Here is a 12,914-nt window from a genome sequence, read left to right as displayed (position 1 = left end):
CGCGGCAGAACCGTTTTATGACAATGCAATGTTTAATCCCTCGGAAATCGTGTAGCTGACACGCTTAATCGTCTCGTCGATATCCTTCGGCGTCACAAACATAGTGTTGAGCTGCGGGGATATCTGTTCCCGCAGGCTCTGTCTCCGCTCCTTCGTGTCAATCAGATGCTCCATCGTGTCATTGACAATGGTGGCGGCATCCACCACCGTCGGCACGCCGATGGCTATCACCGGTACGCCGAGCACCTCCTCGTTGATGCCGTTGCGGTGATTGCCCACGCCGGAACCGGGATTGATTCCGGTATCGGTAATCTGGATGGTGCGGTTCAGCCGCCGGGTACTCCTCGCCGCCAGCGCGTCCACCACGACCACCGCCTGCGGAGCAGTTTCCCGCACCACCCCGCGAATAATTTCCAGCGTCTCCATGCCGGTCTGCGCCATCACCCCCGGCACGATCGCACTCACAGGGTGCGCACTCCCCTCCAGGGAAGCGCGTCCGTACTCCTTCACAATATGGCGCGTCACCCGCAGATTTCCGACGACCTGCGGACCGAGCGCATCCGGCGTCACCTCACGGTTCCCAAGACCCACCACCAGGACCGTCTTTTCTTCCTCTCCCAGCAGCTGCCGCAGATGCCCCGCCAGCACCTCGGAAATTTCCCGGTGATAATTTTCATCCTCGGACGACATGTTCGGCGCCTCCAGCGTGATATAGGTTCCCACCGGCTTTCCCATCGTCCTGGCGCCGTTCTCCGTCTCTATTCTCACAACCGTTGTATAAATCTCGCGTTCCTCGTCCGTCTCCTCCTCGATCCGCACACCCCGGATTTTGACGTCCTCTTCCCCGAAGCTCTCCTTCGCTTCCAGCGCAAGGTCTGTGCGCACGTTAAAATCTCCCAGCATAACAACCTCCTCGTAAAAGTTCAGACGAATCTTTGCGCCTGCTGCGACGCGCAGCTAGTCCTGTGGGCAAAGACCGTAAGAAAATGATGCTGATTTCCGGGAGATAGTTTCTGCACTTTCCGCAAAAAATATACGTGTCCGCATCCGCCTGCGTCTTTCGCTCTGTCAGAAGAAAAAAATCAGCGTTTCTTTATGCGCGCATAGAAGCGTGCCTCCAGCTCCGGATCCACCGTGCTGAAATACTGCGTATCCCTTTCGCGCTCCGCTACCGATTCCTCCACCGTCATGCTGCCCTCGCGCGCAAACACCGCCAGCTCACCGGTGCGCACCGGATATCCCAGCTTTTCAATACTGCATTTTTCCGCAATATGATGCGCCCAGCAATCCGGGTGCGGAACCTTGCTTTTCGGCCGGTTCCAGCCGACCTTCTCCTGCAGAAACGCCATCTTTTCCTCGTCCGTCACATCATGGTACATAAAATAGGACAGCGAGGTCACCTCCGCCTCCGGCAGATAATCCAGCCTCTTCGTGGATGCCATTTTTTCCACCAGCCTGCCAAACATCTGATACTCAAAATCCGCAAGATTGCGGGAAATCTCAAACGGCTCGATTCCCTTCGTGGAATCCGCCGCCTGCAGCACCTGCATATGGGTTCTTCCGTTGACAATCAGCGGAATTTTGTACTGCGACGCCAGCAGATGGCTGTAATAGTGACAGAGATGGAAGCAGACGCTGCAGAAATTATGCATCAGCTTCATACAGGCTGAGTAATATCCGCGCAGCTTCGATTCGTTCACCGTAATGCGGATATGGTCCACATCCATCTTGTCGACCAGATTCGCGATATTATCCTTGCCAAAATCTGTGGAAAAGCCATTGTCCAGCGTGTAGGTGAGCACGCGCATTCCATATTTATGCTTCAACTGATACGTGATATAAGCACCGTCCTTGCCGCCGCTCACCCCGACGATACAGTCATATTTTGCGCCGTTTTCCTTCGCCTTCTGCTTTGCCTTCTCAATCTCGGCGGAAAACTTCTTCTCCAGCGCCTCATAGTCCGTCAGCTCTTCTTTGTGCTCATCATAAAAATGACAGTAATTGCATACCCCGTTTTCGTCCAGCTTAATGCCCGCGTAATTCTCCGGCAGACCGCATCTTACACATCCGCTCATTCTTCATCCTCCTTAACGCTTCCCTTAAAATCACTCATTGTATCATAAAAATATTCCTGCGGGCTGCCGCTCTGCAGCACCTCCGCGAAAATCTCCGAAAATAACGGTCCGCCTTCCGCATTAAAATGCTTCGTGTCCCCGAATTTGTCGTCCGTAAAAACAGACTGCCGCTCTTTATACAGCATGAAATTATAATAGCCGGCATCCAGTTCTTCGGCGAGCGCGCGGCAGACCGTATCCAGATTGTCCATATCGCCCGCGCCGTCAATATAATCCTGCGTGACCGGCAAAAGCACCAGATACAGCTCTATATTCTCCTCACGGCAGAAATCCGCTATCTTATAAAGATACTCCAGCGATTCCCCGCTGATTTGCGCCTCTTTCGCATCGCCATCCCAGTAATTCAGATAATTATTCTGCTTTCCGGCATTCTGCCCCTGGTACTGCTTCTGGCTCGCGCGCCAGCCGCGCTGCCCGTAATAGCGCTTCACCGTTGTCTTTTGCAGCTTATTTTTCACATTTGCCTTCACCGTTTTTAAATCCAGATACTCCTCCACCCGCGTGGAATACAGCAGCGCCGATACCGTCAGCTCCTCACTGTGCACAGACAGCAGATAGCGCGCCTTCCACCGCGCGGTGCGCAGATTTTCGTATGCGGAAAGATATTCCTGTGCATTCGCCGTTTCCTTCAGAGACGAAATGGACGGCGCCAGATAAATCTGCTTTACCGGATTCTCCTCCACGGTTTCCCGGATAAGATAATACGTACCCTTCAGCGGCTGCGAGTTGTTTGCAAGATTAAAGCCCGTTGTGCCGAGCAGCTCATCTAAGACCGCCGGCTGAAAAGCACGGGCGGCAAGCGATGTCCCGCAGTACAGCGTCTCAATCGTCCCCTTCATTTCCGTGCGCTCCCGTTTTGACGTGAGCAGGTAGGTCTTCCAGTTTTCGTAACAGAAACGCGCCATAGCCTCAAAAGCGGCAAGAAACAGCAGTATCACACAGCCTCTGACAACTATCTTTTTCACATTTTTCATGAACCGCTCCTCCCGCCGTCAGTTGCCCGGAGCATACGCAAATTCTTCCATGCTGTCATAAAAATATTCCTGCGGATTTTCACTCGCTACCACCTCTGCCAGAAGGTCCGTAAACGTATTTCCACCCTTTTTATTAAAGTGCTGGGTGTCCTTAAACTTATCGTTTCCGAACTCTTCCTGGCGGTTTTTGTAGAGAAGAAAATTGTAAAAGTCAATATCCAGCTCCTCCGCCAGCTCCTGGCAGACGCGGTTCATATCATCCAGGTCGCCCGCCCCGTCGATATAATCCTGCGTCCACGGAGCGATAAAAATGGTAAACTTAATATCTTTTTCCTTACAGAACTCTGCAATTTTTTTCAGATATTCCAGCGTCTCCGGTTCAATCTGCTCTGCGCCAAGTGTACCATCCCAGTAATTCCCGTCGCTGTTTTTCTCAGAACCGCCTCCGCCCTTATAGACCTTATTTGACGCGCGGAAGCCACGCTGCCCGTAGGTCCGCGCCTTTTTATTTGTCAGCTTGCTCTTCACATTTTCCAGCACCAGCCGCGGCTGGTAATAATGCTCCACGCGCGTCGAATAGAAAAGCGCCGTCGTAAGAATCGGCTCGCTCTTCAGGGACATCAGATAGCGCAGCTTCCATTTCCAGGTGAGCATATTTTCAAATGCCGACACATAGCGGATGTCCAGACGTTCCGCCTTCAGCGTCGGGATCGTGATGCCAAGATAAATCTCCTTAATGGGATTCTGCTCCACCGCCTCCTGAATCAGATAATAGGTTCCCTTCACCGGCTGCGAGGCCGTGGCGGTATTGTAGCTGCTTGTCCCCATTTTTTCATCGTAAGTCACCGGGTTGACGGCGCGGTAAACCACCGAAGTCCCGCAGAAAAGCGTATCCAGTGTCCCCGTCAGCTCTCTGCGCTCCGTTCTGGAGACGGTCGTCAGCGTATCCCAGTCTTCATAGGCAAAACGCACGGCGCTTTCAAAAATAATCACAAACGCCAGCACTGCACAGATGCGCGGGAAGACCTTTTTAAAATTGCGCATAAGCAAATCCTCCCGTCATCGAAACGTTAAACTGTCCGATTGCCAGAATCACGCCCAGCACTGCAAAATAGCAGAACCAGCGCACCAGCATCGGTTTTTTCGCAAGGGTATCGCGCACCGGCTGCTTTTCCTGCAGCAGATCCACCGCAAACATCAGAAGCAGCGCGCACCCAAGAAAGAGCACGTTCTCCTTCGACAGCCCCGGAAGAACCTCCGACCACCCCGCCGGCATACGGATATCCGTAAAAATCTTCTTCGTAAACTGCAGCGTCGACGCCGTATCCGCCGGTCCCGGAAATACCTTCAGAAGGCTTACCAGCAGAAACGTCCTTATGATGCAGAACAACTTCCACCCCCTGCTCTCCTGCCGGATATGCAGAAATTCCTTCGCCTTTGTAAAGTACGGCTCCAGAATCATGGCGCCCATGATAAAGACGCCGTTCGCCGCGCCCCACAATATGTAACGCCAGCTCGCATCATGCCACAGTCCCGTGCTTGTCCACACAAACACCAGCGCAAACAGAGACGGGAACAGCTTTCCCACGCGCGTTCCGAACCATTTTCTCCCCAGCTTTCCGAATTTCGCAGCCGGCGAGGAAACAGCCAGCGGATAAAACATATAGTCGCGGAACCAGGAGCTTAAGGTTATATGCCAGCGTCTCCAGTATTCCGCCAGCGACTGTGCAAAAAACGGCCGCCGGAAGTTCTCTTCTATATGGATTCCGAAAAGCTCCGAGGCGCCTGCCACGATATCCATATAGCCGGAGAAATCCGCATACATCCAGACCGTCATATAAATGCAGCCGAGGAAACAGGTAATCCCGCTCAGCTGCGCGTAATTATCAAAAATACTCTGCATAACCGGGCGCAGATTGTCCGCCACTACCATTTTCTTAAAAAATCCCCACAGCATCCGCTGACAGCCATAGGAAAAGTTATGATAATCGAAGGTATGTCCCTCGTAAAGCTGCGCCGCCATCGGCTTATAACGGTTCATCGGTCCCTGGGTCATCTGCGGAAAATACGCAAGAAATAAAAGAAGCTTTGCATAATTCTTCTGCGCCTGTATTTTCCCCTTATAAATATCCATCAGATAACCAATCGCAATTAATGTATAATACGAAATACCAAGCGGAATCAGAAACTTTGGAACAGGAATGTGCACGCCGGTAAAGGAGAGCAGCGTATTGCCGATTCCTGCAAAGAACCCGCCGTATTTTAAGATTAACAGAATACCCAGATTGAAAATGACCGCGATCGTCAGAATCTTTTTTTTCTTCTTTTTGTACTGCTTTTTCAGTGCCGCCGCCGAATCCTTTTTCCCGGCGATCATCTGTCTGCATTCCTGCTCCAGACGCTCCATCCCGATTCCTGCCGCCCAGATGCTGATGCTGGTCAGCACCAGATAGACGGGGGACGCCGCGCACGCCAGTGCATAAAAAATCACACTGGCGCCCAGCAGCGCTATCCAGCGGTACTTCAGAGGACATACCACATAATACACCAAGTACAGTATGCCCAGAAACAGCAAAAAGAACAGTGAATTGACTGTCATTTTATGCCTCCTGCTGCAGCCTCTGAATCAGTTTGTACATATCCTCCGCGCTGTTAAAGTTTTCCGGCTCCATGTCCTCAAACTCGATTTCCACGCCAAATGCGTCATTCAGCTCTCCAATGAGGGAAACAATGTCGAAGGAGTCCAGAATCGCATCGTCAATCAGCGCCTTTTCTGCCTCAAAGTCTACATCCGGTCTGAGTTCCTTTAAAATTTCCATTAACTGTTCCATGTGTTTACTCTCCTCTTTCTGGTTATCTTTCTTATTTTTCTCTCAGCAGAAACTGCCGTGAGATAATCCCATCATATATATAACCCATTTTCTGATAAATAGCAATAGCATGTTTATTTTCTTCATCTACCCAGAAATTCACCTTACTGGCGCCGCCTTCCGTCAGAAGGTACTCCGTCGCGCCGCAAAAAAGCGTTCTTCCCATGCCAAGCCCGCGAAAGCCGCTGCTTACGACCAGGTGCTGCATAAAACCCGTCTTTCCTTTCGGAAGCGCCATGATCACCGCCCCCGCCGTCCCGTCCGGCAGCCGCATACCGATTACCTGCTTTTTTTCACAGTATCCGGCAAACTCCGCCGCTCCCGGAAGCAGGGTGCTGTAAATATCCAGGCTGCTCTCCCACAGCGCTGCCACCGCCGGATAATCCTCCGGCGCAAGCGGCACGATTGGATATGCGGCGAGCTTCTCCGTCTGGTCCGCCGGCGGGCAGAAGTCCTCTTTTGCGCATTCCATTCTGCGATAACGCTTATACGGCGCAAAGCCGTGCGCGCACCAGCGGGAAACCCCGCATTTTTCCAGCGCCGCCGTCTCGTCCCCGCGGAACACCGTATCCAGAATCACCGGCTGCTTCCAGTCTGAAAGCGCCGGAAGCTCTGCGTCCGCCCTCATGTAATAGTACAGGCGGCTGTAATACGTCTCCCGCACCTGGATGCAGAGGGCGCCTTCCGTTTCCTCCACATACAGCTTCTCCTGCCGGACCATATCCTCCACCTCGGACGGCACGAAAAAGCAGTTGGTGACAACCGGACGGTTTTTCTTTTTAAATTCCCTCACCCGTCCGCCAAACAGCTCTGCGGAGGTCATCTTCTCCATCATGCCTCACCTCCCGTCTCTTTCTCTTCTGCAAAGAAAAGATAGGGATTATCCAGCACGCTCTGCGGCAGCCGGCAGTCCTCGCAGAACTCCCCGACCAGCGTGGGCGTGCATATCTGGGAGAGATACGTCTCTGCCGCATCGTCCTCCATATCCAGACTCACGCAGTGAACGCCCCGCCCGGTCAGCGCCTGCTTCCACTGCTCTGCCGCTTTGCCGCCGCCCAGCAGCACCGCCTCTTTGCACAGATCCTCTCCTGCCTGTTCAATAAACCTCTGCTTCAGAAATACGCGGTCTGTTTTCCCGCGCTGGTTCATCGGCATCTGCTTCATCCAGATAAGACGGTTCGGGCACATATATTTGGGCAGATAATTCTGCAGCTCTCTGATAATCCTGCCGTCGCACGGCTCCTCTGCCTGGTAGATAAGAACAATTTTTCCCTTCGCCTCATCATACTGGCAGCAGCAGCGCACGATCCACGGAAACGCATTGACGGCGCTTTCAATCTCCGAAAGCTCGATACGGTGCCCCATGTGCTTGATCTGCCAGTCGCGCCTGGCGGCAAACATCAGCAGACCCTGCTCATTTCTGCGCCCGTAATCGCCCGTATGATAAATCTTCTCCGGATATGATGTGTTGCGCGGGTTCTGTCTGAACGCCGCCTCCGTCGCCTCCGGATTGCGGTAATAGCCGTGCGAGAGACAGGTTCCCCGCACACAGATCTCACCGGTCTCTCCATCCGCCACCTCCTGTCCCTTCTCATCCAGCAGAAGAATCTCCGTATTCGGAAAAGCGCCTCCGATCGGCAGCGTCTCCTGGTCGGAAAACTCCCTGTCCAGTATATAATAGGTACAGTTGCAGGTAATCTCCGTCGGTCCGTACAGATTGACATACATGGCGTCCGGGAGCTGCCGCTTCCAGTCGTTCAGCACCTTCATGGGCATCACTTCCCCGGAGAACATCACCTTCTTCAGATAAAGCGGTCTGCTCTTTTCCAGCACCTTCATGGATGAGAGGATACTCAGCGCCGATACCGCCCAGATAATCGTCGTCACCTTATGCTCATTTAAATAAGGCACCAGCCCCTTCGGCATGGAAAACATCGCCTGCGGCACAATGTACAGCGACGCCGCGTTGCGCAGCGTGCAGTAAATATCCTTTACTGACACGTCAAAATCGAAGGGCGCCTGATTGGCAAATACCTCCGTCTCATCAAACTGAAACGCTTCCGCAAACTGCTCCGCAAGGTCGATTACCGAGCGGTGGCAGATAAGCACCCCCTTCGGCACACCCGTAGAGCCGGAGGTAAATATCACATACAGCGGGTCTGTATCCAGATGACGTCTCCGGATGTCCGCCAGCAGCGCCTCATCCGCCTGCAGCCCCTGCTGCTCCTCGCGGATGAGCAGCTTATCCTCCGGCACAAATTCCTGGAATTTCTCCATCTCCTTCTGCGGAACAATGACAAGCGCCGGCTGCGTAACCTCCAGAATCGCACGGATACGCGCCGCAGGCAGCTTCACATCCACCGGAACATAAAAATTTCCGCTGTATACGACAGCCAGAAAGGTGACAAGGCACTCTGCCGAGTGATTGGTCGCCACCACCACCGGCTGATTCCGGTAACCATATCCGGCAATTCTGCTGCCGAGCGCCTTTGCGCGCTTCTCAAGCTCCCGGTAGGAAACCCGGCACGTCTGGTCCGCGAAAGCCGTTTTCTCCGGAAACCGCGCCGCCGAGCGCTCCAGATAATCCAACACATTCGTAATCATAAAAAAATCCTCTGATTGTTTTTTGGGTCTGTTTCTCCCTCGGCTCATATTATAACATACTTGTGATAAAAATGTGAGAAAAATGAAACAAATTTGTAGGATTTTTGAAATAAAAAAGTATAATTTTTGTATTGACATGGCGAACCGGATGCACTAAAATATAGAAGTATGTGTATGTTAGAACGTCCGTGTCCGGGATTAACATAACACACTTTAAGATGAAAACGAATGGAAAATATTTTGGAGGTGTCTGGGAATTGGCTAACATTAAATCTGCGAAAAAGCGTATTCTGGTAAACAGAACAAAGGCTATGCGCAACAAGTCCATCAAATCCGGCGTTAAGACAGCTATAAAGAAAGTAGAAGCTGCCGTTGCCGCACAGGATAAGGCTGCTGCCAGCGAGGCTCTGCTGTCTGCTACATCTGTTATTGACAAAGCAGCAAAGAAGGGCGTTTACCATAAAAATAATGCTGCAAGAAAAGTTTCCCGTTTAGCGAAGCTTGTAAATAATATGTAATAAGCCAGGGGACTGCTGCCCTGCCTTATATTACAGAAACAAAAAAGAACCCCCGTCGGTCCGTCATCCGGCGGGGGTTTTCTTTTTCTGTTTCCATGCATACGACAAAAACGTCCAGGTGATATGCTCTGACATGCCCCCGGACATTACATATCGGAAAACAGATCTTCCCGGTATACTCCGTCCGCAATCAGCTTTTTAAAGGCTTCCATCACCGCAGGTTTATCGTCCTTGTAGGTAACGCCAAACCACTTATCCGTCGTCTCCAGCATCTCCACCGTCACTTTTTTCTCGCGCAGAAGCTCTCCTATGTATGTCGGAAGCAGATACTCCGCCTTTAATTCCTTCCCGGAAATGTCGCGGAAAAATGACGTAAAGCCCTCTTCCAGCAATCCCATAAACTCCGGCGTCAGTCCCCACATATTCATGGAAACGTGACTTCCGGTGTCCACCGGGACGCCATCCGCCTCAGCCCCCTGCGCAGTCTTTACGATATCATGCGTCTCCACCACGTCCTCCAGAAAGCCATTCTCATTCACACGGCAGATTCCGCGCGTCACGCCGCCGTTATCACTGAGGGTATTTTTCAGAATAAAGCCCGCCATACAGAAGCGGTACGGCTCTTCGGGAGAATACTCCTGCAGAAAATCATGCAGTCTGATGTATGCCTGCTTTCCATAATAATCGTCCGCATTTATCACCGCAAACGGCTCTTTGATAATATCCCTGCAGCAGAGCACCGCCTGCCCCGTCCCCCAGGGCTTTGTGCGTCCTTCCGGAACAGTTACCCCCTCCGGCAGATCCTCCAGTGACTGGAAGGTGTATGCCACCTCCACATCCGCCTTCCGGCAGACCTCCTCAATGCGGTTTCCGATAACCTCCCGGAAATCCTTTTCAATATCTTTGCGGATAATAAAAACGATTTTATTAAATCCCGCCTCAATCGCATCATGAATGGAGTAATCCATGATAATCTCCCCGCAGGGTCCGACCGGCGCAAGCTGCTTGATTCCGCCTCCAAAGCGTGCCCCGATTCCGGCAGCCATAATAACCAACGCTGTACGTCTCTTCTCACTGTTCATCGCATTTTCTCCTGTCTTTTACAGTTCTTTTTCGCACATGGCAAGTGCGGATGCAATCACGGCGTCCATATCATAGTATTTATATTCTCCAAGCCTGCCGCCGAAAATCACGTGCTCCTCTTTGTCCGCCAGAGCCTTATACTGCGCATATAACGCCCCGTTTTTCTCATCATTCACCGGGTAATACGGCTCGTCCCCCGGCTTCCACTCCGAGGAATACTCCCGGCTGATTACCGTTTTCGGCTGTGTGCCGAATTCAAACCACTTGTGCTCGATAATCCGCGTCCAGGGCGTCTCCCTGTCGGTGTAATTCACCGCCGCATTTCCCTGGAAATTCGGCATATCCAGCACCTCCGTCTCAAAACGCACCGAACGGTATTCCAGTGCGCCCAGCCGGTAGCCGAAATAAGCGTCCACCGGACCGGTGTAAATCACTTTATCCGCCAGCTTATCCAGCTCCGTCTTCTGCTCCAGGTAATCCGTGTTCAGCCGCACCTCCGTGCCCTCCAGCATGCCTGCAACCATCTTCGTGTAGCCGCCCACCGGAATTCCCTGGTAAAGCGCATTAAAATAGTTGTTGTCAAACGTCAGGCGCACCGGCAGCCGTTTGATAATAAATGCCGGGAGCTCCCTGCACGGTCTGCCCCACTGCTTTTCCGTATAGCCCTTCACCAGCTTTTCGTAAATATCTGTGCCGACCAGACTGATCGCCTGCTCCTCCAGATTCTTCGGCTCCGTGATACCGGCGGCTCTGCGCTGCTCCTCGATCTTCTGCTCCGCCTCCTGCGGCGTCACAACGCCCCACATTTTATTGAAGGTATACATATTAAACGGCAGCGAATAAAGCTCCCCGTGATAATTGGCAACCGGGGAATTGGTAAAGCGGTTAAATTCCGCAAACCGGTTTACATACTCCCAGACCCGCTTATTGTTCGTGTGGAAAATATGCGCTCCGTAAACATGGACATGAATCCCTTCCATCTCCTGCGTGTATACATTTCCCGCAATCTGCGGACGTTTATCCACCACCAGGGCAGTCTTTCCCGCCTTCTTTGCCTCCTGTGCAAACACCGCGCCGTACAGTCCGGCTCCGACTATCAGATAATCGTAATGATTCATTGCGTTCTCCTTTGTTTTCTCACTCTGTCTTTATTATAATCAAATTTTCTACCCCTGTCTATCAATTTCCCGAATAAGTACAATTTAATTTTCCTTGACATCTTCCCTGGTCGGTGCTACGATAGTACCACTAAAACATGATGTGGATTTTTCTGGAGCAATCCATTTTTCGCCGCATAACTATTATCCAATGGTTATGCGGCATTTTTATTAAGAAAGGAAGATTTTTATGGAACAGACATTTATGAAAGAACGCCCGGTACTGCCTCTGCTGCTGTCGATGTCGCTGCCTATGGTACTATCCATGATGGTGAATGCGCTCTACAATATCGTTGACAGCTACTTCGTCGCCCAGATCAGCGAAAGCGCCATGACGGCGCTCTCTCTCGTGTATCCTGTCCAGAATTTTATCAATGCCGCCGCCATCGGCTTCGGGGTCGGCATCAACGCCGTCATTGCCTTTTATCTTGGCGCAGGCAGACAGCGCACCGCCAGCCTGGCAGCATCTCTCGGACTGCTGCTGAGTGTGCTGCACGGCGTCCTGTTATCCATCGTCAGCATTTTTATCATTCCGCATTTTCTTAACCTGTTTACGTCCGACCAGGAGGTGATCGCCTCCGGCGTGCAGTATGCCCGCATCACCTTCGGCTTTGCCGCTGTCATCGCCGCGGAGCTCTGCTTTGAAAAACTCTTCCAGGCGGTTGGAAAAATGACCGTCAGTATGCTCGCCATGCTGATCGGCTGCATTGCCAACATCCTGCTGGACCCGCTGCTGATTTTCGGAATCGGTCCGTTTCCCGCCCTTGGCATCAGCGGTGCCGCCCTGGCAACCGTAATCGGGCAGGTTCTGACGCTGATGATTTATCTGATTATCTATTTTACGCGGCCGCTCCCTGTAAAGATAAGCTTCCGGAACCTGCAGTTTCCGCGGGAGCTCATCGGAAAGCTTTACTCCATCGGCATCCCCGCCGTTCTGAATCTGGCGCTGCCTTCCCTGCTGGTGTCTGCACTCAACGCCATCCTTGCCGCCTTTTCGCAGGATGCTGTGCTGGTTCTCGGCGTCTATTACAAGCTGCAGAATTTTCTGTATCTGCCCGCCAACGGAATCATCCAGGGAATGCGCCCTCTGATCGGCTACAATTACGGCGCCGGAGAGCACCGGCGGGTGCAGAAGCTTTACACGCTTACGCTGACCTTATGCGCCTCCATCATGGTGCTCGGCACAATCTGCTGTCTGGCGGTTCCGGAGACGCTTATCGGGCTGTTTACCACAAATGAGCAGACTGTCGAAACCGGCGCCGCTGCGCTGCGCATCATCAGCGCGGGCTTTATCGTCTCCTCCGTCTCCGTCACCTCCGCCGGTGCACTGGAGGGACTGGGCATGGGCGCACCCTCGCTGCTCATCTCCCTGCTGCGCTATATCGTCATTATCATTCCCGCCGCCCTCCTCCTCAGCCGCTTCCTTGGGGTAAACGGCGTGTGGCACGCCTTCTGGATCGCGGAGCTGATTACCTCGGCAGTTGCCTGGGTGATATATAAAAAAGCGAGCCGCCGCAGTGTGTCACGCAAAGGGCAGCCCGGCTGATTCGTTCCCGGTAATCACGTGAGTCCG

General features: G+C 52.5%; 12 protein-coding genes. 2 read left to right on the top strand and 10 right to left on the bottom strand.

Annotated features, from left to right (window positions below):
- Window positions 1–15: 15 nt before the first annotated feature.
- The 8 genes from gpr to NQ534_RS17535 all read right to left on the bottom strand — a co-directional run bounded on the left by gpr (window position 16) and on the right by NQ534_RS17535 (window position 8,583).
- Window positions 16–903: a GPR endopeptidase gene (gene gpr, locus NQ534_RS17570; RefSeq protein ID WP_006862529.1), complete on the bottom strand. Its 888-nt coding sequence runs from the start codon at window positions 901–903 to the stop codon at window positions 16–18.
- Between the two features lie 179 nt (window positions 904–1,082).
- Window positions 1,083–2,075 (bottom strand): adenine nucleotide alpha hydrolase family protein, encoded by a 993-nt coding sequence (locus tag NQ534_RS17565; protein ID WP_006862528.1) that lies wholly within the window; start codon window positions 2,073–2,075, stop codon window positions 1,083–1,085.
- Window positions 2,072–3,109: a hypothetical protein gene (locus NQ534_RS17560; protein ID WP_006862527.1), complete on the bottom strand. Its 1,038-nt coding sequence runs from the start codon at window positions 3,107–3,109 to the stop codon at window positions 2,072–2,074. Before NQ534_RS17560 ends, NQ534_RS17565 begins: the two co-directional genes overlap by 4 nt.
- Window positions 3,110–3,127: 18 nt before the next feature.
- Window positions 3,128–4,153, bottom strand: coding sequence for an SGNH/GDSL hydrolase family protein (locus NQ534_RS17555; protein WP_006862526.1), 1,026 nt, complete (start codon window positions 4,151–4,153; stop codon window positions 3,128–3,130).
- The gene (locus NQ534_RS17550) at window positions 4,140–5,708 is read right to left on the bottom strand and encodes an MBOAT family O-acyltransferase (RefSeq protein ID WP_006862525.1); all 1,569 of its coding nucleotides are present in this window, start codon (window positions 5,706–5,708) and stop codon (window positions 4,140–4,142) included. The genes NQ534_RS17555 and NQ534_RS17550 overlap by 14 nt, the downstream gene beginning before the upstream one ends.
- A gap of 1 nt (window position 5,709) precedes the next feature.
- Entirely contained in the window at window positions 5,710–5,940 is a 231-nt protein-coding gene (locus NQ534_RS17545) for an acyl carrier protein (RefSeq protein WP_006862524.1), read from the bottom strand.
- A gap of 31 nt (window positions 5,941–5,971) precedes the next feature.
- Window positions 5,972–6,814, bottom strand: a complete 843-nt coding sequence (locus NQ534_RS17540; RefSeq protein ID WP_006862523.1) for a GNAT family N-acetyltransferase — start codon at window positions 6,812–6,814, stop codon at window positions 5,972–5,974.
- Window positions 6,811–8,583, bottom strand: a complete 1,773-nt coding sequence (locus NQ534_RS17535; protein WP_143115726.1) for an amino acid adenylation domain-containing protein — start codon at window positions 8,581–8,583, stop codon at window positions 6,811–6,813. Before NQ534_RS17535 ends, NQ534_RS17540 begins: the two co-directional genes overlap by 4 nt.
- Before the next feature lie 257 nt (window positions 8,584–8,840).
- Between NQ534_RS17535 and rpsT the strand changes: the two genes are divergently transcribed.
- On the top strand, window positions 8,841–9,101 hold the full coding sequence (gene rpsT / locus NQ534_RS17530) for a 30S ribosomal protein S20 (RefSeq protein WP_040783764.1): 261 nt from the start codon (window positions 8,841–8,843) through the stop codon (window positions 9,099–9,101).
- 146 nt (window positions 9,102–9,247) lie between these two features.
- Here the strand turns inward: rpsT and NQ534_RS17525 are convergent, their stop codons facing one another.
- Together NQ534_RS17525 and glf are read right to left on the bottom strand one after the other, a co-directional pair.
- Window positions 9,248–10,183: a sugar phosphate nucleotidyltransferase gene (locus tag NQ534_RS17525; protein ID WP_006862520.1), complete on the bottom strand. Its 936-nt coding sequence runs from the start codon at window positions 10,181–10,183 to the stop codon at window positions 9,248–9,250.
- A gap of 18 nt (window positions 10,184–10,201) precedes the next feature.
- Complete coding sequence (gene glf / locus NQ534_RS17520) at window positions 10,202–11,302, bottom strand: UDP-galactopyranose mutase (RefSeq protein WP_006862519.1); 1,101 nt, start codon at window positions 11,300–11,302, stop codon at window positions 10,202–10,204.
- Between the two features lie 229 nt (window positions 11,303–11,531).
- On the opposite strand from glf, the gene NQ534_RS17515 reads away from it, so the two are divergent.
- Window positions 11,532–12,887, top strand: a complete 1,356-nt coding sequence (locus NQ534_RS17515) for an MATE family efflux transporter (RefSeq protein WP_006862518.1) — start codon at window positions 11,532–11,534, stop codon at window positions 12,885–12,887.
- Window positions 12,888–12,914: the final 27 nt, after the last annotated feature.

It is taken from the genome of Marvinbryantia formatexigens DSM 14469 (genome assembly GCF_025148285.1).
Classification (GTDB): domain Bacteria; phylum Bacillota; class Clostridia; order Lachnospirales; family Lachnospiraceae; genus Marvinbryantia; species Marvinbryantia formatexigens.
Note: the sequence above shows the minus strand (reverse complement) of the source record. Positions and strands in the feature narration are given on the sequence as shown.

Coding starts and splice junctions, on each gene's coding strand:
- NQ534_RS17525 (WP_006862520.1), bottom strand. CDS start 10,183: ATGAACAGTGAGAAGAGACGTACAGCGTTGGTTATTATGGCTGCCGGA.
- NQ534_RS17540 (WP_006862523.1), bottom strand. CDS start 6,814: ATGATGGAGAAGATGACCTCCGCAGAGCTGTTTGGCGGACGGGTGAGG.
- NQ534_RS17560 (WP_006862527.1), bottom strand. CDS start 3,109: ATGAAAAATGTGAAAAAGATAGTTGTCAGAGGCTGTGTGATACTGCTG.
- NQ534_RS17555 (WP_006862526.1), bottom strand. CDS start 4,153: ATGCGCAATTTTAAAAAGGTCTTCCCGCGCATCTGTGCAGTGCTGGCG.
- NQ534_RS17545 (WP_006862524.1), bottom strand. CDS start 5,940: ATGGAACAGTTAATGGAAATTTTAAAGGAACTCAGACCGGATGTAGAC.
- NQ534_RS17535 (WP_143115726.1), bottom strand. CDS start 8,583: ATGATTACGAATGTGTTGGATTATCTGGAGCGCTCGGCGGCGCGGTTT.
- gpr (WP_006862529.1), bottom strand. CDS start 903: ATGCTGGGAGATTTTAACGTGCGCACAGACCTTGCGCTGGAAGCGAAG.
- glf (WP_006862519.1), bottom strand. CDS start 11,302: ATGAATCATTACGATTATCTGATAGTCGGAGCCGGACTGTACGGCGCG.
- NQ534_RS17515 (WP_006862518.1), top strand. CDS start 11,532: ATGGAACAGACATTTATGAAAGAACGCCCGGTACTGCCTCTGCTGCTG.
- NQ534_RS17565 (WP_006862528.1), bottom strand. CDS start 2,075: ATGAGCGGATGTGTAAGATGCGGTCTGCCGGAGAATTACGCGGGCATT.
- NQ534_RS17550 (WP_006862525.1), bottom strand. CDS start 5,708: ATGACAGTCAATTCACTGTTCTTTTTGCTGTTTCTGGGCATACTGTAC.